Genomic DNA, 22,069 nt, shown 5'->3' with positions numbered 1-22,069 from the left:
CCCTTACTTAATTAATTATATTTGGAATATTATGTACTTACGTTTAATCTTACTATTACTTTTTATCACGAATTTTACTATTTCTTTTGCTGAAGAGAAAGAGGAAGAAGAAGTTAAAAATACCATATCGGATCAAGAATATTATAAACAGTTTCAAGAAGTATTTGAACGGGTGAATAAAGATTATATTCAAGTTCCAGATAAACAAAAAATGATCGACGAAGCAATTAATGGTATGTTAAATTCTCTTGATCCTCATTCAAGCTATTTTACCGGTGAAGATTTAGAGGATATCTTAACTTTTACCGAAGGTGAATTTGGCGGTATCGGTGTTGAAATAATGTATGATAGCGGTGCTATTAAAGTAATATCGCCGATTGATGATTTGCCGGCATATAAAGCCGGTATTAAAGCCGGTGATTATATAGTCGGGGTAAACGACGAATTAGTCTCTTCTTTAGGTGCCAATAAAGCTGTAAAGGAAATGCGTGGTCCCCCGGGGACTAAGGTAAAATTATTGGTGATCAAAGAGGAAGAGCCTAAACCGCAAGAACTAGAAATTACTCGTGAGATAGTTAAAATAAAGCCGGTGAAGGCACATTTAGAAAAAGGCAATATTGCCTATATACGCATAATCACTTTTAATAATTTGACGATTTCAGAATTAAAAGACGCCGTAAAAAAATTAAAAACCGAAAGTAAAGATAATATTCAAGGTATTATCTTAGATTTACGCAATAATGCCGGCGGTATATTAGATCAAGCTATTGCCGTTAGCGAGTATTTTATTGATTCCGGAATAATTGTAACGACTAAAGGAAAAACTCAATCAAGCAATAGCGAAGTTAGTGCTAATAAATTTTCACCGAAAGCTCCGAAAGTGCCGATGGTAGTTTTAATAAACGGCGGTTCTGCTTCTGCATCGGAAATAGTAGCCGGAGCTTTGCAAGATCATAAAAGAGCCTTGCTACTCGGGACAAAATCTTTCGGCAAAGGGTCTGTTCAATCTCTTACGCAAATTAATGCACGTGCTGCCGTAAAACTTACCATTGCTAAATATTATACGCCAAACGGTCGCTCCATTCAGGCAGAAGGGATTGAGCCGGACATTATTATTAAGCCGGAAAAAATTGAATATGCCGAGGAAAAAAAGCCAAATATACGTTTTTCTGAAAGTTCTTTAAAAAACTACTTAAAGAATGATAGCGAAAAAAATAAAGACAAAAATACTAGTTCATCTAAAAATAAAGATAGCAAAAAAGGAACAAAAACAAAAAATAATAAGCCGGAAGAAGAACAATTATCGGAATTATATAAAAAAGATTATCAATTTGCACGGGCTTATGATGTAATTAAAGGATTAATTCTTAATCAACAATTAAATACAAAAATTGAGGATAAGTAGGTATACTCGATGTTGCTCTAGTACAGTATTGTTGTGTTGATAGGTTAAAGCATGCTGTATGTCATTCCGCGAAAGCGGGAATGACATACAGCACTTTTTTAGAGCCACGCAACAACACAGCTACAAGCCACGGAATGACAAACGCATTAAGCCGACTTAATATAAAGATCAAATATAATGAACCAAAATAAATACATAGTAAGATTGTCATTCATTGTATTATTTCTTAATATTATCATAAATATGATGTTTTATCGTTATTTTATGATAAAGGAAATGATCTTAAAACATGTGGCGGCGGAAAATATTCAAATTGCCGAAATTTATACAAAACATGTTTGGAATACTCATCCGGCGGCAACAGAAAAATTGCATAAATTCGGTTATATGAGTTTATTGCAGGATCAAGATTTTATTGACTTTGCTACGGTTTCTGCCGACTGGTTTACTAATCTTAATATTAATATTTCTTTATACGATATTAAAGGTAATAGATTTATCACTAGCGGCTTGCTTAACATGTATAGTGTAAAAAGCTATCCGGACGATAATTTGTATGAAATAATTACCGCAAAAATTGATAGATATTTTTTAAGACAGTTTATTTTTACAGGAGTACTTCATAAAGCATTTAACGGAATCACAAGCCATATATTAGCACCTAAAGTAATAATAGAAAATAATAACAACCAAGAAAAAGCTGTTTTTATTACAAGCTATATACCTATAATAGATAACAACCTATATGAGTTTCCGGTGGACGGCGTATTAGAAATTAATACCGATATTACCGATCAATGGGCGAATATATTAGAGCTTGAGAAAAAAGTTTTTATAGCATTTATCATTATTTTTATAATATTTTGTACTATAATTATTAGTAATACTAATTATGCTAGACAAATTATAGACCAACAGCTTAAAACTAATAGAAACTTAAAAGCAGAAATAATTAAAGCAGAAAAAACAAGTTCTTCAAATACTAAATTTTTTGCTAATATTAGTCATGAGTTGCGTACCCCGCTTAATGCTATAATAGGTTTCTCGGAAATTTTAATGTCGGAGAAAGATGCGGCAAAAAATACTACTTACCTACAAGATATTAATAATGCCGGCAAGCACCTACTTAGCATGATTAATGATATTTTAGACCTTTCTAAAGCCTCTGCCGACAAATTAAAAGTAGATAATATCGATCTCGATCTAAATAAATTAATTAGCTCTTCAATAAGACTTGTACAGCCGAGAGCAGACCAAGCAGGGGTAACATTAGTCACTAAATTACCTCAAGACCACATTATTATAAAAGCTGATCCGAAGAGGCTTAAACAAGTATTATTGAACCTTTTATCGAATGCGGTTAAATTTACTAATAACGGCGGTACGGTAACTATAAGTATCGAACAAAACCAGCTAGAAAGATTAGTATATATAAAAGTTATAGATACCGGCATCGGTATTGAAGAAAAAGATATACCGAAAACATTATCGGCATTCGGGCAAATTGATAGTGAGCTCAGTCGAAAATACGAAGGTACCGGACTTGGTCTGCCGTTAACAAAAAAATTAGTTGAACTTATGAAAGGTAAGTTTAATTTAGAGAGCAAAATAAAGGAAGGAACGACGATAACTTTAACTTTTTCTTATGACGAAAGTATGGAAATATAAAAAGATATGGAATAATAATAAAAAATCGGTATTATACTATTCGTAAATGAAGGATCATAGATGTCATACTAGTTCAAACGAGACGTTGTTGTGTGGTTCTAAAAAAGTGCCGTATGTCATTCCCGTGAAGGCGGGAATCCAGAAAAAACACTTAAAATAAGCAAAATTATATAAAAATTTACTGTATAATTCGCTTAAATATTTTCTGGATTCCCGCCTTCGCGGGAATGACATCGAACCACGTCTGGACTATGTCCCTCCTCACCATGACAATTTCGGGAGCCACACAACAACGCTCTGTTTAAACTAGTATGATATCAAAAAAATAAAAAATATATGAAAATAATTACCTTAATAATTACTGTTTTGTTACCTTTCTATGCATTTGGAGATAGCCAAGCAATTAAAAGTAAAAATCTAAAATTTGTAGCAAATAATGATTATGAAAATAGATTAGACGAGCAGGAAAAAGAAATTCAGCGATTACTCGGCAAAATTGAAATCTTAGAGCATAAAGTTGGAATAATAACAAAACAATTAAATATTACGGAGTCTGCTCAAAATTCGGACAATATACCGGAAACTTCCGACACGCCCGATGTATTTGACGTATCTGCTTTAGAAGAGATAAATAATACCCCTAATTCCACAGCTCCCGTTATTAACAAAAAAGATATAGCAGCCGACAAACAAGCTTATGATTTAGCCCTTGCTTCTTTTAAAGACGGTAAATTAGAGGAAGCGGAGAAGAAATTTGCAAATTTTATACATACTTACCCGAAAAGTGAGGTAATTAGTAATGCTTATTTTTGGTATGGAGAAAGTTTTTTTAAACGCAAAGATTTTAACGGTGCGGCGATCAATTATTTAAAATGTTATAAACAATCTCCTAAAGGTCCTAAATCTTCCGATGCTTTACTTAAATTGTCGTTATCACTCGGTGAATTAAAGAAAACACAAGAGGCATGTAATATCCTTACCAAGCTTGATAAAGAATTTCCGACTAATAGATCCGCAACATCTAAAAAAATGGCGGAGGATGCTAAAGTTAAATTTGGCTGTAAAGTTAATAAAGATAGGCAAAGTAAATAAAAATGTCTGATATTCTAGAAGAAGTATTAAATGACCAAAACGAAGAAAAAAGGTTAAAATTTTTCAAAAAGATTTTACCTATCATTATAGTTTTTGCGATATTTATTGTGATTATAATGATAATTAATAACCGTCATAAAGATAACCAAATTAAAAATAATCAGAAAAACGGTGATATTTTTGTTAAAGCCGTTAGCCTTGAAATGAGCGAAGGCAATAAAGATTTAGCTTTTAGTACCTTAGAAAATTTAAGCAATACAAGTAGCAATAGAATAAAAGAAATTGCTTTATTAGAGCAAGTTGCTATAAAGATTTCAGAAAAAAAGCACCAAGATGCTAAGGCTTTATTAGAAAAAATTATTCAAAATACCGAGTATCAAGAAATAACTACGGCTTATGCCCGTATTTCATGGTTAAGTTTAGTTATTGACGAAGAAAATATAGCTAAAGAAGATAAAGAAAAGGCATTAACATATTTAAAATATTTTGATAACGAAGAAAAAGCTTTTTGGGCTACGGGCAACTTTATAAAAGCAATTTGGGATATAAAAAACGATATGCCGGACGTAGCAAAAGAAACTTTAAAAATACTAATAGCGTCAAATAATGCTCCGGAACTGACAAAAGATCAGACCAAGGCTTTACTCTCAAATTTAGATAGTGATAAGGACAAGAAAATATGAACAAAAAATTAGCAATTTTATTATTACCTTTTATTTTAATTTCCTGTAACGGACTCGGACCTAAAAGGGTAAAAAATATTGTAGAATTAACTCCAAGGCTCTCAGTTCAAACTAATGAATCAATATATTTAGATTCTAGTAGAGAGACTTATTTATTTAACCCTAACACGTTAAAAAATAAAGGATATTCCTTTACTAAATACAAAACCGTTACTGAGCCGGTTTTTGTTAATAACATAGTGTATGCTTTAGATATTAAGTCAAATATATCGGCATTTTCCAAAGAAAAAAATAGTATAATCTGGTCTTATAATATCAGTAGAAATAAAGCAGATAATTATATCGGCGGCGGAATTTTGTATCATGACGGAAAATTATACGTAACATACGGTTCAAGGTTATTAGTAGTATTAGATGCAAAATCAGGGCATGAACTAATACGGAAAGAGCTGCCGGATATTATCAGAATTAAGCCGATTATGATAAATGACGATACTATTTTAGTTCAAACTATTAGTAATCAGCTAGTTGCTTTAAATACCAAAACTTTAAACCCTATTTGGCAACATGAAGGAATGGTAGAAGTTTTATCTTCTAGCTATCAAGTTGCTCCTATAATATATCATGATCGTGTCATAGTTACTTACAGTTCGGGACAAATTCTTGCTATTAACACCAAAAAAGGTGAAGTTCTTTGGAGTTTTGAGCTTACAGATTCCGAGTATGCGGCTCTACCGAATTTTGAAGAAGCTAGCATATTATGCACACCTATTAGCGACAATAATAATTTATACATAGCAAGCGGTTTAGGTAAAATAATAAAGCTAAATATTGCAACCGGTGCCGTTATTTGGCAAACTAACGCTAATGATGTTCAATCCATGTCATTAATCGGTAATAGCTTATTTATCACAAATAATGCTCGGCAGGTTGCAGCACTCTCTCTTGCATCAGGTCAAGTAAAATTTATCGCCGATTTAAATGACGGTAAAGACGTTAAAAAATTAAAATCAGCAATTTTTTTAGCACCTTCTGTTAGTAAAGATAATACGGGTATGAGTTTAAACGTTATTTCCGTTAACGGAGTTTTATATAGTTTCCACTCAGATAAGGACGGACATTTAAATACAATACCTACTATTACAAAAATTACTAAAAATATCCGTTATTACGGGATAGGGTTTGATAATAATATGTATTTTTCTACCGATAAAAAAATAATATTCGATACTAACAAGGCGATTTAATAATTAACTTGACAAATAGCCGGCTTTAATGCTATTTAATATGCTCAAATAATCTTGATTTGAATAATTCTAATTAAAAAGATATTACTGTGAAAACTTACTCTGCAAAACCATCGGATATTCAAAAAAAATGGTGGGTTATAGACGCACAAAATCTGGTTCTTGGTAGGCTTGCTAGCAAAGTTGCTAATATATTACGCGGTAAACATAAACCTACTTTTACTCCTCATATGGATTGTGGAGATAACGTAATTATAATTAATGCGGAACATATAAAATTAACCGGTAAGAAAGCAAATCCCAAAGACGGTAAAGTGTATTACAGACATACGGGATTCCCGGGCGGGATTAAAGAAACTACGGCAGGGAAAATTTTAAGCGGCAAATATCCTGAACGCATTGTTAAATTAGCTGTAAAAAGAATGATTACGAGAAATGTTTTGGGTACAAAGCAAATGAGTAATTTATATGTTTATGCAAAAGAGGAACACCCTCATCAAGCACAACAACCGGTAGCTTATGATTTTGCAAGCCAGAATCCCAAAAATAAAAAGTAATTTAGTATGACAAAATTAAAGATTAAAAACGAAAAAGAGCCTTTAACTCAAGAAAAATTGTTAGTTAAATCTCCTAAAGAAAGTTCAGAAAATACTAATAAGTTTTACGCTACGGGCAAAAGAAAAAATGCTATAGCTAGAGTTTGGATAAAAGCCGGCAAGGGTAAAGTAACGGTTAACGAAAAAAATATAGATCAATATTTTACTTCTAATACGCATGTTAAAACCATTTTACAACCTTTTGTTTTAACAAAAACTAGCGGACAATATGATGTAGTTTGTACCGTCAAAGGCGGCGGGATTTCCGGACAGAAAGGTGCTATTTTACACGGAATTGCTAAAGCACTTGATATATCCGCTCCGGAATTTCATCCGCTTTTACGTAAAGGTGGGTTTTTAACTCGTGATTCTAGAGTTGTAGAACGTAAAAAATACGGACAACGTAAAGCACGTAAGAAAACTCAATTCTCTAAACGTTAAGATATTCCTGACAATGTTGTTAATGACTGTATTATAACCATACGTCAAGGTAGGTATTGTTGTGTGATAGTCAAAAAATTCTCGATATCATTCCTAGCTAAAGTCGGCACTGTTGCGTGGTTCTAAAAAAGTGCTATATGTCATTCCCGCGAAGGCGGGAATCCAGAGAATATTTAAGCGAATTATATAGTAAGATTTTATATAATTTTGCTTATTTTAAGTGTTTTTTCTGGATTCCTGCTTTCGCAGGAATGACATCAAAAACTCGAGCCATACAACAACGCCGATCAAGTCGCTCGTAATGACGTTTGTGGTATCCATGCAACAACGCAGCTACAAGCCACGGTATGAACACCATACTTGTAATAACCTTTAGCATTCTAAACTATAATATTTCCCCTGGCGGGGTAGCTCAGTTGGTTAGAGCGGCGGAATCATAATCCGCATGTCGGGGGTTCAAATCCCTCCCTCGCTACCATTAAAATTATACTTACCTTTAAGTTTTACTATATACTATAATATACAGCTCGCTCGTAAGGCAGTAGCTGCGTGAAACGTTAAACGTCATTGTGAAGCCACGAAGGCATTGTTGCATGGCTCGAATTTTCGATGTCATTCCCGTGAAAACGGGAATCCAGAGAATATTTAAGCGAATTATATAGTAAATTTTTATATAATTTTACTTATTTTAAGTGTTTTTTCTGGATTCCTGCTTTCGCAGGAATGACACCAAAAATTTGAGCCATACAACAAACCCGATCAAGGAACTAGAATGACATCGTACGCTTTGCAAAAATTCGAGCCATGCAACGACGTTGCTATATCTCCTTAGAACATAGAGTTTATTACTATGATATATAAAAATCTTATAAAAGCAGTTGTTATTTTCGGCATTAGTGTGCTTGCTAGTTTATTCTTATATAAAATTATAAATGAAAAACATCCTGGATTTTTTGATCAGCCTCAAAATCTTGTAGCATTTTTTTCAGCGTTGATAATATTAATTAGTTTTATATATAGTTTTTTCAGTCAAAATAACTTACGAAAATTTTTTCTGCAACTATCAAGTTGGGGAATTATTTTTTTAGTTATAATAATCGGCTATGCTTTTAGGTTTGAATTAACTTATGCGAGTCAGCGTGTATTATCTGTACTAATTCCTTCATATAGCTGGGTTAATAGGCAGGGTGAAATCGTTATAGCCCGCAGCGGTGACGGACATTTTTATCTCGAGGCACTTGTAAACAACATGAAAATAAACTTTATGATCGATACCGGTGCAAGCGATGTAGCTTTGACTCAGCAAGATGCTAAAAAATTAGGATTTGATTTATCTAAATTAAACTATAGCAGAGTCTATCTTACCGCTAACGGTGCAAGTAAAGCTGCTCCTATAACGTTAGATAGCGTGGTGATCGGTAGAGTATTTAAAGATGTCAACGGTCATATAGGTGTCGGCGATCTAGATATTTCACTACTCGGTATGTCGGTACTTCAGCGTTTTAAGGGCTTTAAAATAAATAAGGATTTGTTAATACTGAGTTATTAGCTCCTACTCCTCTACGATAATTTTAGGCGTTGTTGCATGGATCGAAAAAAGTGCTATATGTCATTCCCGCGAAGGCGGGAATCCAGAAAAAACACTTAAAATAAGCAAAATTATATAAAATCTTACTATATAATTCGCTTAAATATTCTCTGGATTCCCGCCTTCGCGGGAATGACATCAAAAATTTGAGCCATGCAAGCTGATCAAGGGACTAGAATGGCACCGAACACTTTGCAAAAATTCGAGCCACGCAACAACGCCGAGATACCGCATTACTTAAATTATTCTTGTATCAAGCCGCCAAATTAGTTATATGTTATTATTACTATACAAATTTTTTAATAATTTTCGTGTTATATTATATAAATAAATTTTTTTCGAATAACAAGCTACAAGCTGTTATTTTAAGCGTGATAGGTTTAGGCATTATTTGTGCTTTAATAACTTATAAAACCGATGATCCTTGCTTTAATTTAGTAACTCAAAGATATCCTAACAATTTATTAGGTGTTTTCGGTGCATATTTATCGGATTTTTTGTATCAATTTTTTGGTATAGCCGCTTTTATTCTACCTATTTGTTGTTTTATTTGGGCGAAAAGCCGTTGGCTTGCTCAAAATAAATTGTTACCAGCACGTATAATTGTAATGTTATTTACTATCATTAGTATGGCAACATTATTTGCAAATCTCGAGATACCCTATTTGCAAGGAAGTGCCGGCGGAGCAATAGGGATAGCTAGCTTTAATTTTCTTAAGCAATTTACGAATCAACTTTATCTATTATTAATCTTCTCGACATTTATTTTATTCGTTATTTTACTTGAAATAAAATTTACCTCACTGAAGGATTTTATAATAAAATTATATAGCATTCTATCTTATCAAATACGTAATACCTTATCTAATCTAATGCCTTACTTATCGCTTGCAAAATTTTTATTGCCTAAAAAAGACGAAGCAAACCAGCCAAGAATTACCCCTTCTTATTTTGCTACTCAGGAAAAAACAAAAGTAACGGAAATAAATATAGCTAAGCCGGCAACTAATATCCAGCCGAAATTTTTTAATAAATCTACGTCGCTACCCAAAAATGAACAAAGCAATCTAGTATTGTTACCGCCTATTTCATTACTGCGAAATGCTGATAATCACCATATAAAAAGTGATTCTTCGCAAGAGCTTAAACAAAAATCAGAAAAATTATTAACTGTTCTGAGTGACTTCGGCGTTAAAGGGCAAATTATTAATATTAGTCAAGGACCGGTGGTTACTTTATACGAATTTGAGCCGGCAGCCGGTACAAAGACCTCAAGAGTAGTAGGGTTATCCGACGATATAGCAAGATCGCTTTCCGCCGTTTCAACCAGAATAGCGGTAATACCCGGTAAAAACGTTCTTGGTATTGAGCTACCGAATAAGCATAGAGAATTTTTTTGTTTAAAGGAGCTAATTGAAACACCGGAATATCAAGATCAATCTATTTTATTGCCGCTAATTTTAGGGAAAGATTTAGCCGGCAAACCATTAATCGCCGATTTGGCTAAAATGCCTCATTTACTAGTTGCAGGAACTACCGGCTCCGGTAAGTCGGTCGGGATTAATGCGATGATCGTCTCACTATTATATCGTTACACCCCCGAAGAATGCCGCCTTATTATGATCGATCCGAAAATGCTGGAGCTATCTGCCTATGAAGGAATACCGCATTTACTGACTCCCGTCGTAACCGAACCTGCTAAAGCGGTGGTAGCTCTTAAATGGGCAGTAAAGGAAATGGAAAATCGTTATAGAATGATGTCGAATATCGGCGTTAAAAATATTGCCGGTTATAATGCTAAAATTTTAGAAGCAGCAAGGCAAGGTAAAACCCTTGAACGTACTATTCAAACAGGATTTGATCATGAAACCGGCAGACCTACTTATGAAACGGTAGAAATGAATATGGATAAATTGCCGTTTATCGTGGTGATTGTTGATGAGATGGCCGATTTAATGTTAGTTGCCGGTAAAGATATTGAGTTATCTATTCAACGACTTGCTCAAATGGCAAGGGCTGCAGGCATTCATATTATTATGGCGACGCAAAGACCGTCCGTAGACGTTATTACCGGCGTAATTAAAGCAAATTTCCCCAGCCGTATTAGTTTTAAAGTTACTTCCAAAATCGATAGTCGGACAATTTTAGGCGAGCAAGGCTCCGAACAGTTACTCGGCATGGGAGACATGTTATTTATGGGTAATACTTCAAAAATTACCAGGGTACACGGACCTTTTGTCGATGAAAACGAGATTGAGAAAATTACCGAATATTTAAAAGAAACCGGTACCCCTGAATATATTTCGGCAGTAACCGAACAGATCGATGAAGGAGATGCAGCTTTAGAGAATAGTAGCAACGACGGAACAACGGACGAAATGCTGTATAAAAGAGCAGTGCAGATAGTGCAGCTTGAACGTAAAGCTTCAATTAGCTATATTCAACGAGCACTCCGAATCGGTTATAATAGAGCAGCTATTTTAGTCGAAAAGATGGAACAAGACGGCATAATTTCCCCGCCGAATCACACCGGCAAAAGAGAAATATTATTACCGGAGAAGTGAGTAAGCGTTGTTGCATGGTTCGAGAAATCAGTGTGACAACCGTGGCTTGATCCACTAGTGTACGAACGTTGCAAAAAGGCTGTGTCATTCTAGTTCCTTGATCACGGCATCCAGTCTTTTTATTAAGTTTTTTTCTGGATTCCCGCTTTTGCGGGAATGACATACAGCACTTTTTTCGATCCATGCAACAACACAGGGCTTGACCACGGTATGACACCATACTTGTAATAACCATAATACGATAATTATGAGCCACCGCAACAACGCCTTTTCACAGGAATGATATAAAACAGCATACAACATGATAAAAACGTTATTTAATATCACCGCTAAAACCTATTTGCTATTTCAGCTTATTACTAGGCTGTCCTTATGCATTTATGCCATATGGCATAAACAAATTTCTTTTGCCGATTTGCCGTTAATATTTCTTCTAGGCGAGATTAACGATCTAATATCCTGTAGTTACTTTCTGCCGGTAATATTAATTTTAACGCTATTATTTCATTTAATATTATCAAGGTGCGAATTTTTACACCGATTATGTTGCTACGCATTTTACTGTTGTTTTATTACTTTTCTGATTTTTATCTCAATTGCCGAAATTACCTTTTGGGACGAATTCGGTACGAAATTTAATTTTATTGCCGTCGACTATTTAATTTACACACATGAAATTATCGGCACAGTAAAAGAATCTATGCCGTATGTCGAGATATCAACCGGCATTATTGCAATCGCTGTGGTGATTACTTATTTGCTAAGAAATACTTTAATTAATGCCGCAAGTAACATACAAATCAAATCTCATTTGATTGCAATAATTATTTTAAGCATATGTAGTTTTACGGCTTTTAAGTTCTATGCTCCCGAAAAGCTTAATTTTTCTAATAACAGATATGCGGTAGAATTAAGCAAAAACGGTCCTTACGAATTTTTCTCCGCTTATTTTAATAATAGCTTAAATTATAATAGTTTTTACCCGATAATCGATAATGCTCGTGCTTTAAGCGTGGTGCGTACACTACTTCAAAATAATAATTCAAAATTTTTATCTACGGATTCAATAGAACGCATTATTACTCCAAAAACCTTATTCGGCGGTAAATATAACGTGATGCTTATTACTGTTGAAAGTCTTAGTGGAAAATTCATGAAAAGCTTTGGGAATTCCGATAATATCACGCCGCACCTAGATAAACTCGCTGATAACGGCATATTTTTTACCAACCTATATGCTACGGGGACAAGGACAGTGCGAGGCTTAGAGGCTATTACTTTATCCGTACCGCCGACACCCGGCTCTTCAATTATTAGAAGACCAGATAACCAAAATTTATTCAATATCGGCACTATTTTTAAACAACAAGGTTATCAAATTAATTTTATCTTCGGCGGCTATAGCTATTTTGATAATTTTCAGAATTATTTTACCGGCAACGGTTATAATATAATTGATCGAAGTAACTTAACGGCAAATGAAATAAGCTTTGCAAATATTTGGGGAGTAGCGGACGAAGATATATTTAATAAATCGCTTGAGGCAGCTGATCAAGATTATAAAACCGGTAAACCGTTTTTTTCTTTGATTATGACAACTTCCAATCATCGCCCTTATACTTTTCCCGAAAATAGAATTGATTTGCCTTCCGGCGGCGGACGTAATGCGGCAGTGAAATACACTGATTACGCCATCGGTCAATTTCTAGAAAAGGCAAAAACTAAAGAATGGTTTGATAATACTATTTTTGTAATTACCGCCGATCATTGTGCCGCAAGTGCCGGTAAAACAGAGCTGCCGGTTAATAAATATCACATACCTTTAATTATTTATGCACCTAAAATATTATCCCCGCAAAAAGTAGCTAATTTAGCCAGCCAGATAGATATAGCACCAACGATTTTCGGCTTATTGGGTTTTGAATATAAAAGTAAATTCTGGGGACAAGATATATTAAACGAGCCGGCAAATAGGGCATTTATAAGTACTTATCAATTGCTCGGCTTTATGAAAGACGAATATTTAGTAATTCTAAGCCCAAACTCTCTACCTAAAACTTATAAATTATCCCCGAACGGCAAAAAACAGGAAATATTAGACCTCCCAATTTTAACAGAAGAAGCCATTAGCCTTTATCAAACAGCCTATGATTTTTATATCCAGGGCAAAATGACGGAATAGCTAGCTCATGCTCCGCTTGCTCTGCCTTAATGTATATGAGAGAAAAGCAACAGGCTCTATCCTCACGCCCGATCTCTAATTCATATATTACAATCTTCCTTGTATTAATAATAAAAAATATATATACTTATATAAATCATGGATTGTTTTAATTTCTAATCAGCGATTATATCAATTGTTGATCCGAAAAATCATCGTATAATAATATGTGAATTAAAAAACAATTATTACAAATGAAATCAACTACTCAAGAATACTCTAAGCCTCTATTATTGAATATTTTGAATAAACAAACTCCATCATTAGATAAAATTGATTATGCGGTATGGCTTGGTGATGTAGAAAAATTTTTATCAAATCTTCCTATGGAACCGATATTTGACCTAATTATAACTTCTCCCCCTTATAATATCGGGAAACCGTATGAAAAAAAAATGATTTATAAATATATTTAGAATGGCAAAAAAGAATAATTGATCAGCTAATTCCAAGATTAAAATCTACAGGAAGTATTTGTTGGCAAGTCGGTAATTTTATAGATAACGGTTATATCGTTCCTTTAGATATTGAATTTGCACCTATGTTTAAGGAACACAAATTACAAATGCGTAATCGTATTATTTGGCATTTTGGGCATGGGTTGCATTCTAAAAAACGCTTTTCCGGTCGTTATGAGGTTGTTTTATGGTATACAAAATCTAATGAATATACATTTAACCTTGACGATGCACGAGTACCCTCAAAATATCCAGGGAAAAGACATTTTAAAGGTCCAAAAGCCGGTCAGCTATCGGGGCATCCTCTTGGTAAAAACCCTGATGACGTTTGGAATATTCCGAATGTAAAAAGTAACCATGTTGAAAAGACAAGCCACCCCTGTCAATTTCCGGTGGGGCTTATAGAGCGTTTAACCTTAGCACTTACCAATAAATCAGAGCTAATATTTGATCCGTTTGCCGGAGTTGCTTCAGCAGGAGTAGCAGCTGCTATACATTCCAGACGTTTTTGGGGTTGTGAATTAAATAAAGAGTATGCAAAAATAGGTATTACCCGTTTAGAAGAAACTTTAAGAGGGCAGGCCAAATATAGACCGCATGATAAACCTCTATATGACCATACTAAAAGTAATTTATCTTTAATGCCTGAAAATTTAAACTTAATCTTTGAAATCAGAGGAAAAAAAATGAGATACTGCTCAATAAGCCATTTTGAAGGTGACCAAGTTGTGACTAAGGATATCATGAATGAGGTTGCAGACGCAATAAATCAAGTAGTGATCATGCTATAAAAAAACGTACAAATCGAATTAAGATGAGATAAAATAAATCTTAGGAGGATTTGCAATGAGTCAAAAAATATACGATAAAGAATTTAAAATTAATGCAGTAAAACTGTATTTAGCAAATAAAGGTAGTAAAAGCATCAATGATATTGCTAAGGATTTAGCCCGGATATTGCATGAAGTGAGATTTAAAGTAAGAAATTGAGTAATTTATAATATTAGCAATGATACTTTTGTAAAAATTTTGCCAAAAAGTGCTTTGAAGCCGTTATTTTCAAATTTTAGATGTAATGCCCCTTACCCCATTTTTTCTAAGCACCGGGAACAGTGCTAATCTAGGTTATTCTAATGCTAATTTCTTCATCACATGATTCCATACCTGTCGGTAAAGGATATGATGAAGATAACAAAAACTTAATACGCCTAGTATTACGGATAATTACTACCCCAATTTTTAATAATTTTAAACGTATTGTACCTATTTGTGCTTTTGCTAATGCACTACCTTGTAATAAATTACCTCTGATATATTCTACTAAAGTGTATGCAAGACCCGATAAAATCATTCTGAGCTGATTAGCCCACCATCTATGACAAGAAGTACGATCTGCAAATAATTCTAGTTGTTGCTCTTTTATACGGTTTTCCATATCACCACGACCACAGTAAACTTTGTCGTATAAATCTTCAGGTTTATCTGATAAATTAGTTACTATATACCTTGGATTTTCTCCAAGCATTGTCATTTCTGCCTTACCAATTATTCTACGTTCATGACTCCAACTACCAGCCTTATATGGAAACTCACTAAAAAGACGTTGCTTTTCTTGGGTTATAATAAATGCTGCTTTTGACTTCTCCATTGTAGGTTTCAGTAACTCATTTAGTCTGTTATTTTGGGGCATTCCTACAATATATTTTATATTATGAATATCACACCAATCAAACATCTGATGACGACAAAATCCACTATCACCACGAAAAATAATCTTTACCTCTGGCCAAGCTTGGCGAAAACGTTTTACTAACAATGATAATATTGCCCAAGAATGTTTTGCTTGATCCTGCTTTGACGTCCTAAGATAACTAACTAACAGATGCTTTCCACAAAAAACATACAAAGGTAAAAAGCAATTATGACCGTAATAACCATGATAAAATTTACCTTCCTGTTGCCCATGAATTTCATCATCCGTAGCATCAAAATCAAGTATTAGCTGCTTTGGTACTATTTTATGAGACTTAATAAATTTATCAAGCATTAGTTCATGCACTTTAATTGCAAAGTGTCTATCAGCATTGTTTTCTATACGACATAAGGTAGAACTACTTGCCATATCATCAATTGTTTCCATAGCTGTTTGCATAGCAGGACATTTTCGTAGATAATTGTGGTCATTTAAATCTTCATAACCTAATGCAATACCATAAATTCGTTGCCTCAGCATTGTTGCCATATTATGGGTAATTTTACTACCATCTCGTCTATCAGGAAATATTTTAGCAAGCTCCTCTGTTATACCAAGCCTTTTATCTGCTTCTCTTAATAACAACACACCTCCATCGCTACTAATATCACCTCCAGTGAAATTTATCTCTATTGTCCGATTTTTTACTTTGGAAAACTGGTAACTATATGCTATACAATTTGTCATGACAAAATCCTTTGTATTATTCTAATGAAATACCAGTATTATACAGCTTTACGAGGATTTTGTCTCCTATATCTCATGCAATATCCGGGTTAGGGGTTTCACGCTCTGGTTTGGGATATTGGCTTAAGAATTACAAAGGCAAAGGAGAGGCTAGCTTTGTTGGTAGTGGCAATGTAATGAATCAAGAGGTACGAGATTTAAAGAGGGAATTACATCTTGTAAAACAAGAGCGAGATATCCTAAAAAAAGCAGTGGTCATCTTTTCAGCTCCCGCAAACAAAGGTACGAATTTATGAAGAATCATAGTTCTTGTTTTTGTGTAGATCAGATGGCTAAGATTTTAGGGGTTAGTAGAAGCGGTTATTATGATTTTATTAATCACATGCCAAGTAAAAGAGCTGAATATAATGAGGAATTGATAAGTAAGATTAAAACTATTTTTACAGAAAGTTATAAAACTTATGGAAGTCCAAGGATTCATACAGAGTTAAAAGAACAAGGCTTTGTTTGCTCACGCCCTCGAGTAGCAAGGCTAATGCAAGTAAATAGCATTCAAGCAAAAATGTACAGAAAGTTTAAAAAGACTACAAGGCAGTCTGATAAACCTTATCATAGGGGAGAAGATTTGGTTAAACAAAATTTTTCTGCCTCAAGCCCAAATAGCATTTGGGTAGCTGATATAAGTTATATTTCTGTAAATAATAAATGGGCTTATCTTGCTATAGTACTTGACCTGTTCTCACGGAAAGTAGTAGGTATGGCGTTAGAAGAAACTATGAGAACTGATTTGATAATTAAAGCTCTTAACTCTGCTGCATTACAACGTAAACCCTTAAAAGGGCTTATTCATCATTCTGATCTTGGAAGCCAATTTACTAGTTTTGACTTTTATAATGCAACCAAAAAACACGGAATTGTTTTAAGTCATGGAAAGACTGGTGTGTCCTATGATAATGCTGCTATGGAAAGCTTTTTCCACACTCTGAAAACTGAGCTTGTTTATTTTAAAAAATACCAAAGCTTAGAAGAAGCAAAGCTTGATATATTTACTTATATTTTTACTTTTTATAACCAAAAACGGAGGCACTCTACATTAAATTATCAAACTCCAAATGAGTACGAGTTACATTATAAAAAAATTAAAAACGTCTCTCTTTAATTTGTCCGTTTTTTTGTTGCAAGATCACTTATCTTGGATAACAGCTTTTTTACCTCGATACATAAAAAAGATGATAGCAGTAAACAGACCAATAGTAAAAGTAATAATACCTTCTTGCCAAGCTGAATGCAATAAAAATTGCCCAAATTGATTGATATTATGCGAATGCTGTGTAACATGCCAAAATTTATGAACAAATTCTTCAGCATTACGGTAAACCCAAGCTTTTTGCTCTAAATAATAGAATTTAATACCTATTTGATCTATAGGATAAAAATGTTCTCCTATAGCAAGTTTTAACTCCGCATATCTCTCTATAATAAAATAATATAAGCTTACTAAGGATAATTTCTGATATGTACGCCACATTAACCAAACTATGGTAAATACCAAAGCAACTGTTAAAGCATTGATACTTCCTTGACTAAACATTCTCATCTGATGAGCAAAAATTTGTGAACCACGAGTAAAATTATTTTGATTTTGTTGCATCCAATTATAAATTATCTTGCATTATCTTTAATTTTTCTTCAAACTCATTAGCCATTAGATCATTACCTAATTGCCTTAAAGCTTTAATTATTGCTTCATATTCTGTCATAAGATTAGGTTTGTATTTAAGAGCTAAGTGAAAATTTTCTTTAGCTTCCTTATGTTTTTCCATGCTAATTAAAGTAATCCCTTTTTCTAATGTGCTAAACATTTTAGCTTACTATCTCTTAGGTCACTTTTCTCATAATCTTCTTTCCATTCATTATTTAGCGATGTTTTTAGATTAACCCTATACACATAATCAAACTTACCTGACCAAATTTCTCCAATACTCCATTTATGTGCCATATACTGCATCAACGTACTCTTACCAACTCCAGCAGCACCAAGAATCAACAATTTGGCTGGATCTTTAGCATCCGCACTTTCTTCTAACCTACGGAAGATCTGTTCTATTTCAATTTCCTTTTTCTCTCCAAGTATACTCTCATAAACACTGCTTTTCCTCTCTTCATCCTCCTTGATAATAGTCTGTAACTTTACGTAGTAGTCCTGCATAGTTTGCTGAGGAATCTCATCTAGCCCTTCTATCAATTGTGCGATCTTATCTTGTCTTTTATATATTTCTTTTAATTTGTCCTGAAATGTCATGATTTATCACTCAGTTAAATTTATTAAACTAATTTTGTACGAGTAGAGCTTTGGTATTATGTTTAATGCTAATCATTCAAAATTAGTTAATTTCTGACTAACCATAGGCTTGATTTGAACCTAGCAATGGTAGAAAAACAAGAGTCATAAAGATACATTAATTATCTTTAACAAGTTTAATACCTTAATATTAAATAAAATTTAATATTTTTATAGCAAAAAAAAAGTGGAAAAAGAAAAATAGCTACAAAAATATTAATTTTTACAAGAAGATTATAAACTAGGTTCTATGAACATTTCTCACCTCAGCCAAATAAAAGTTGAAACAAAGTGAAGAAATGCTAAAAAAGAGCTAGCCGTTTTATCAAATCTCGAAAAAATTCGTCTAAAATGTTTAATTTTGCTAAAAAAACATTCAATCAAATGACGTTCTTTATAGACATGTTTATCATACTCCCTTTGGTCTTTTCGGTTCTTTTTTGGTGGAATAACTGAGGTGGTACCATTTGTCTAGACAAAATTTTTAAATTTTAGAGGTGTAATTCTCCTGTATTATGTATTGGTTTTTCAAAGTAAAGTTTGCATTTTCTATGTCATATAGCCTCTTGATAATTTTCTAGTTTTTCTGCAAAATGTATCATTTCAGGTGTCTTATATTCAAGCGATTGATGAGGTCTTTGCTTATTATAAAATTCTATATAATCTCTGATAGCTATCTTTGCTTCACGTACCGTTTCAAGATCAAAACGATAAATCTTCTCTTGTTTCAAAGATCTCCAAAAACGTTCAATAAATACATTATCTAAGGTTCTGCCTTTGCCGTCCATACTAATAGCTATGCCTTGTTGCTCAAGTATTTGAGTAAAATCTTTTGATGTAAATTGTACTCCTTGATCCGTATTAAAAATGTCAGGCTTGCCTGTTATGCCTCTACCTAAAAAACAAGTAGTAGTCATCGAGAAACCGGCATTACAAAACAAACCTGCTAATGCTCAATATACTGGGAATGTTATTAAGCCTAATGCTAGTAACACTAAAGTTCAAGATGGTAAAGCTGCTAAAGAACAAATTAAAGCAGAAAAAGCCAGGGTGCTAGCCGAACAACAAAAAGAAGCTCTAAAAGCTAAACTTACCAGATGGAAAACAGAATACAAACAAATCTTAAAATTACTGCAATCAAAATATCCTCTATGCTTCTCTTTTGCCAAAAAACCACTTGCTATAGGTATTAGTAAAGGAAGTTATAGTGCTAGAGAAAGATAATTTCTCAAAACAACAGATGCGTAGGTTTTTAGAAGATATTGTTCTGATTACAGATATAAAAAACTCCTTGTTGAAGGAGCTCAGCGTTTTAACTTAGATGGCACACCTGCTAGTTTAGTAACTAAAGAGGAAGTACTGCCAAAAACTCATAAATTCTCTAAACCTCAAAAACCTACTAAGAGCCTGTCTTGAAAGTGTTTAAGCATTGTAACTTATATTCATATAACTTTCAAGACAGGCTCTAAAATACCTCATTTAAATTAGACAAGATAATCTAATTTTTATAACTTTTATCAATTTCCTATCCTAACTATTTCAATCTTTATATTGCTCTAATACTACACTGGTTATCTTTATAACAATAATTTTATAATTATCTTAAATAACTTAGTTGATAAAACCAAAAAAGCTGATATAATGACCAGCGTCACAATAGTAGCAATAATAACAATGCCACGAATAAATAATTTTTTAATAAAACTCAAGAGATAAAAATGAATAATGAAATTTTTTCCCTATCTTTAAAAACCTTCAACACTATCTGGGACCGTACAAAAACATGTGATGATAGCGATAAAACATTTGCAATTGTAAAACTTGGTAATACTCTTCGTAAGAGTACATATCGTCTTATGGATCAGAAACTTATTTCTAGTAACTGCTTCTCTGATAACAATTGTTCACTCGATGAAGAAGTAGAATGTAATATTTTTGACTTTGTAAACAAAGGTAGTAACTCTTTAAACCTAATAGCATATGTTGAACACGTAAATAATACCATATTTAGAGTCGTAAACTCATTCAATAATATAAGAATCTTTGGTCCAGAATATAAAATCTTTAGTCTTAACAACACTCCACTATTGTATGAACATCAGTGTCTTACAGATGAGTCAATACTGATTAAGAATGTACATAAGACGGTGCTGCAAGGTCAAGATGTGTCTATGCGGACACCAAAAACGGGAAAATGTGGTATATTCCGTATAGAATATATGTCTGATAAATTAAAACAAATGGTACAAGAAGTAATACCCGATTTAGTTAATAACACCACTTCATCTATACTAGACTTCTTCTCTACAACTGCAACCGAACAGACAAGCTTAAACTATACTAATAATTATGGAATGATAGATTATAATAGTACCAATAGTACTGATATTAGTAGCTATGATAAACAGCATAGCCAAGATAATACTATGTTAGTAAACGGGTTAGTTTTAGCATCAACAGTAACATTTACCGTATCAATGACATATTTATTAACGCGTATGTATAATAAATACTGTAAAGCACCCATAGTACAACTAGAAACTTCTGATACTAATATTAGCGATCCTAATCTAATTGAGATTAATAGTAAAAAAGTTAAAATATATTACAGTGATAGTTCTTCAGATGGCAAAGATTATGCTATCGTAGATATTGCTAGTAAGAAGGCTAAATATACAAAATCTACATATGACTCTTCAAATCCCTCTAGCTCACATTCTAACGATCACGAAAGAATGGAGTTAATGAATTCAAGTGATGACTCTATACACGATAACATTAATATAAATGCCTATAGCCTTGCTAGCTCCTCAGCAAATAAAACAGATTATGTTAATATGTCTAGTAAGAAAGAAACAGATAAGAAATCTACACATGATACTTCACATCCTTATACTTCTGACTCTCACATCTACGAAACAATTGATAAAATAACTGATCAAGGATATGCAACTGATAGCTCTACTTATGATCACAGTAATGTCAATGCTTATGGTCTTCCTAAATTACATCCAAAAGAAACACCACATATTAAAAGACAAGTTAAGACTCAACTGCAAATAAGTGTTGATATAGAGGACAAAGACTCTGGGATGCCAATATATGACGATTGTGGTCCAGTTTATGATTACCCTCCTCTACACCCAAGACCTGTAACTGTCATCGAAAACAAAAACTTTCATTTTCCAGTAGAACAATATCATGATGCTACCCTTTTAGGATTAAGTGAATTCCCATGCTGATTGCTCTTGCAGTAATAACGCATTTTATGGGACTGTTGCAAGATGAATGTTTTGTTTCAAATTTTCTAATTTGAGAACAAAAG

Annotated in this window: 20 protein-coding genes, 1 tRNA gene and 4 pseudogenes; 19 read left to right on the top strand and 6 right to left on the bottom strand. The window is 33.3% G+C overall.

Annotated elements, in window-relative coordinates:
• Nucleotides 1-31 precede the first annotated feature (31 nt).
• The 14 genes from AAGD48_RS03610 (at nucleotide 32) to AAGD48_RS03545 (ending at nucleotide 14,953) form a co-directional block, all read left to right on the top strand.
• The gene (locus AAGD48_RS03610; RefSeq protein ID WP_341790469.1) at nucleotides 32-1,405 is read left to right on the top strand and encodes a S41 family peptidase; all 1,374 of its coding nucleotides are present in this window, start codon (nucleotides 32-34) and stop codon (nucleotides 1,403-1,405) included.
• A gap of 177 nt (nucleotides 1,406-1,582) precedes the next feature.
• Complete coding sequence (locus AAGD48_RS03605) at nucleotides 1,583-3,073, top strand: HAMP domain-containing sensor histidine kinase (protein ID WP_341790468.1); 1,491 nt, start codon at nucleotides 1,583-1,585, stop codon at nucleotides 3,071-3,073.
• Between the two features lie 336 nt (nucleotides 3,074-3,409).
• Nucleotides 3,410-4,165, top strand: a complete 756-nt coding sequence (ybgF, locus tag AAGD48_RS03600) for a tol-pal system protein YbgF (RefSeq protein WP_341790467.1) — start codon at nucleotides 3,410-3,412, stop codon at nucleotides 4,163-4,165.
• Between the two features lie 2 nt (nucleotides 4,166-4,167).
• Entirely contained in the window at nucleotides 4,168-4,848 is a 681-nt protein-coding gene (locus tag AAGD48_RS03595; protein ID WP_341790466.1) for a DUF2659 family protein, read from the top strand.
• Entirely contained in the window at nucleotides 4,845-6,095 is a 1,251-nt protein-coding gene (locus tag AAGD48_RS03590) for a PQQ-binding-like beta-propeller repeat protein (RefSeq protein ID WP_341790465.1), read from the top strand. The genes AAGD48_RS03595 and AAGD48_RS03590 overlap by 4 nt, the downstream gene beginning before the upstream one ends.
• Nucleotides 6,096-6,184: 89 nt before the next feature.
• Nucleotides 6,185-6,652, top strand: coding sequence for a 50S ribosomal protein L13 (rplM, locus tag AAGD48_RS03585; protein WP_341790464.1), 468 nt, complete (start codon nucleotides 6,185-6,187; stop codon nucleotides 6,650-6,652).
• A 6-nt stretch (nucleotides 6,653-6,658) separates the two neighbouring features.
• Complete coding sequence (gene rpsI, locus AAGD48_RS03580; protein ID WP_341790463.1) at nucleotides 6,659-7,132, top strand: 30S ribosomal protein S9; 474 nt, start codon at nucleotides 6,659-6,661, stop codon at nucleotides 7,130-7,132.
• A gap of 401 nt (nucleotides 7,133-7,533) precedes the next feature.
• Nucleotides 7,534-7,610: transfer RNA gene (locus AAGD48_RS03575), tRNA-Met, on the top strand.
• A 375-nt stretch (nucleotides 7,611-7,985) separates the two neighbouring features.
• Nucleotides 7,986-8,681: a TIGR02281 family clan AA aspartic protease gene (locus tag AAGD48_RS03570; RefSeq protein WP_341790723.1), complete on the top strand. Its 696-nt coding sequence runs from the start codon at nucleotides 7,986-7,988 to the stop codon at nucleotides 8,679-8,681.
• A gap of 350 nt (nucleotides 8,682-9,031) precedes the next feature.
• Nucleotides 9,032-11,284, top strand: coding sequence for a DNA translocase FtsK (locus AAGD48_RS03565; RefSeq protein WP_341790462.1), 2,253 nt, complete (start codon nucleotides 9,032-9,034; stop codon nucleotides 11,282-11,284).
• A gap of 301 nt (nucleotides 11,285-11,585) precedes the next feature.
• A complete protein-coding gene (locus tag AAGD48_RS03560; RefSeq protein ID WP_341790461.1) occupies nucleotides 11,586-13,466 on the top strand; it encodes an LTA synthase family protein in 1,881 nt (626 codons plus the stop codon).
• 233 nt (nucleotides 13,467-13,699) lie between these two features.
• Nucleotides 13,700-13,921, top strand: a complete 222-nt coding sequence (locus AAGD48_RS03555) for a hypothetical protein (protein WP_341790460.1) — start codon at nucleotides 13,700-13,702, stop codon at nucleotides 13,919-13,921.
• Nucleotides 13,912-14,754, top strand: a complete 843-nt coding sequence (locus AAGD48_RS03550) for a site-specific DNA-methyltransferase (RefSeq protein WP_341790722.1) — start codon at nucleotides 13,912-13,914, stop codon at nucleotides 14,752-14,754. The genes AAGD48_RS03555 and AAGD48_RS03550 overlap by 10 nt, the downstream gene beginning before the upstream one ends.
• Nucleotides 14,755-14,809: 55 nt before the next feature.
• A complete protein-coding gene (locus AAGD48_RS03545) occupies nucleotides 14,810-14,953 on the top strand; it encodes a hypothetical protein (RefSeq protein ID WP_341790459.1) in 144 nt (47 codons plus the stop codon).
• Nucleotides 14,954-15,083: 130 nt separating this feature from the next.
• On the opposite strand, the gene AAGD48_RS03540 is transcribed toward AAGD48_RS03545, so the two are convergent.
• A complete protein-coding gene (locus AAGD48_RS03540; RefSeq protein ID WP_341790458.1) occupies nucleotides 15,084-16,403 on the bottom strand; it encodes an IS1380 family transposase in 1,320 nt (439 codons plus the stop codon).
• Nucleotides 16,404-16,462: 59 nt separating this feature from the next.
• Here AAGD48_RS03540 and AAGD48_RS03535 point away from each other — a divergent pair, with 59 nt between their 5' ends.
• Complete coding sequence (locus tag AAGD48_RS03535) at nucleotides 16,463-16,699, top strand: hypothetical protein (protein ID WP_341790457.1); 237 nt, start codon at nucleotides 16,463-16,465, stop codon at nucleotides 16,697-16,699.
• Nucleotides 16,612-17,562 (top strand): IS3 family transposase, encoded by a 951-nt coding sequence (locus tag AAGD48_RS03530; RefSeq protein WP_341790717.1) that lies wholly within the window; start codon nucleotides 16,612-16,614, stop codon nucleotides 17,560-17,562. The genes AAGD48_RS03535 and AAGD48_RS03530 overlap by 88 nt, the downstream gene beginning before the upstream one ends.
• Nucleotides 17,563-17,589: 27 nt before the next feature.
• On the opposite strand, the pseudogene AAGD48_RS03525 reads toward AAGD48_RS03530, so the two are convergent.
• The 5 genes and pseudogenes from AAGD48_RS03525 to AAGD48_RS03505 form a co-directional block, all read right to left on the bottom strand.
• Nucleotides 17,590-18,054 (bottom strand): annotated as a pseudogene (locus AAGD48_RS03525) (TraD N-terminal domain-containing protein); the annotation flags it as partial.
• Between the two features lie 4 nt (nucleotides 18,055-18,058).
• Nucleotides 18,059-18,259 (bottom strand): annotated as a pseudogene (locus AAGD48_RS03520) (hypothetical protein); the annotation flags it as partial.
• The gene (locus AAGD48_RS03515; RefSeq protein ID WP_341790721.1) at nucleotides 18,250-18,402 is read right to left on the bottom strand and encodes a hypothetical protein; all 153 of its coding nucleotides are present in this window, start codon (nucleotides 18,400-18,402) and stop codon (nucleotides 18,250-18,252) included. The pseudogene AAGD48_RS03520 and the gene AAGD48_RS03515, both read right to left, overlap by 10 nt.
• Nucleotides 18,403-19,005: 603 nt before the next feature.
• Nucleotides 19,006-19,200 (bottom strand): annotated as a pseudogene (locus AAGD48_RS03510) (IS5/IS1182 family transposase); the annotation flags it as partial.
• A 98-nt stretch (nucleotides 19,201-19,298) separates the two neighbouring features.
• On the bottom strand, nucleotides 19,299-19,661 hold the full coding sequence (locus AAGD48_RS03505; protein ID WP_341790456.1) for an integrase core domain-containing protein: 363 nt from the start codon (nucleotides 19,659-19,661) through the stop codon (nucleotides 19,299-19,301).
• On the opposite strand from AAGD48_RS03505, the gene AAGD48_RS03500 reads away from it, so the two are divergent.
• From AAGD48_RS03500 to AAGD48_RS03490, 3 genes and pseudogenes are all read left to right on the top strand, one after another.
• Nucleotides 19,630-19,968 (top strand): hypothetical protein, encoded by a 339-nt coding sequence (locus AAGD48_RS03500; protein WP_341790455.1) that lies wholly within the window; start codon nucleotides 19,630-19,632, stop codon nucleotides 19,966-19,968. The genes AAGD48_RS03505 and AAGD48_RS03500 overlap by 32 nt on opposite strands.
• An 87-nt stretch (nucleotides 19,969-20,055) precedes the next feature.
• Nucleotides 20,056-20,160, top strand: a pseudogene (locus AAGD48_RS03495) (hypothetical protein); the annotation flags it as partial.
• 302 nt (nucleotides 20,161-20,462) lie between these two features.
• On the top strand, nucleotides 20,463-21,986 hold the full coding sequence (locus tag AAGD48_RS03490) for a hypothetical protein (protein WP_341790454.1): 1,524 nt from the start codon (nucleotides 20,463-20,465) through the stop codon (nucleotides 21,984-21,986).
• Nucleotides 21,987-22,069: the final 83 nt, after the last annotated feature.

Source organism: Rickettsia endosymbiont of Polydrusus tereticollis (assembly GCF_964026385.1).
Lineage (GTDB): Bacteria > Pseudomonadota > Alphaproteobacteria > Rickettsiales > Rickettsiaceae > Rickettsia.
This window is presented reverse-complemented; position numbering and strand designations above follow the sequence as displayed.

Bases quoted from the DNA above. Each gene is read 5' to 3' on its own strand.
- AAGD48_RS03610 (WP_341790469.1), top strand. From the start codon at position 32: ATGTACTTACGTTTAATCTTACTATTACTTTTTATCACGAATTTTACT.
- AAGD48_RS03605 (WP_341790468.1), top strand. From the start codon at position 1,583: ATGAACCAAAATAAATACATAGTAAGATTGTCATTCATTGTATTATTT.
- ybgF (WP_341790467.1), top strand. From the start codon at position 3,410: ATGAAAATAATTACCTTAATAATTACTGTTTTGTTACCTTTCTATGCA.
- AAGD48_RS03595 (WP_341790466.1), top strand. From the start codon at position 4,168: ATGTCTGATATTCTAGAAGAAGTATTAAATGACCAAAACGAAGAAAAA.
- AAGD48_RS03590 (WP_341790465.1), top strand. From the start codon at position 4,845: ATGAACAAAAAATTAGCAATTTTATTATTACCTTTTATTTTAATTTCC.
- rpsI (WP_341790463.1), top strand. From the start codon at position 6,659: ATGACAAAATTAAAGATTAAAAACGAAAAAGAGCCTTTAACTCAAGAA.
- AAGD48_RS03560 (WP_341790461.1), top strand. From the start codon at position 11,586: ATGATAAAAACGTTATTTAATATCACCGCTAAAACCTATTTGCTATTT.
- AAGD48_RS03555 (WP_341790460.1), top strand. From the start codon at position 13,700: ATGAAATCAACTACTCAAGAATACTCTAAGCCTCTATTATTGAATATT.
- AAGD48_RS03545 (WP_341790459.1), top strand. From the start codon at position 14,810: ATGAGTCAAAAAATATACGATAAAGAATTTAAAATTAATGCAGTAAAA.
- AAGD48_RS03540 (WP_341790458.1), bottom strand. From the start codon at position 16,403: ATGACAAATTGTATAGCATATAGTTACCAGTTTTCCAAAGTAAAAAAT.
- AAGD48_RS03515 (WP_341790721.1), bottom strand. From the start codon at position 18,402: ATGGCACATAAATGGAGTATTGGAGAAATTTGGTCAGGTAAGTTTGAT.
- AAGD48_RS03500 (WP_341790455.1), top strand. From the start codon at position 19,630: ATGCCTCTACCTAAAAAACAAGTAGTAGTCATCGAGAAACCGGCATTA.
- AAGD48_RS03505 (WP_341790456.1), bottom strand. From the start codon at position 19,661: ATGACTACTACTTGTTTTTTAGGTAGAGGCATAACAGGCAAGCCTGAC.
- AAGD48_RS03490 (WP_341790454.1), top strand. From the start codon at position 20,463: ATGAATAATGAAATTTTTTCCCTATCTTTAAAAACCTTCAACACTATC.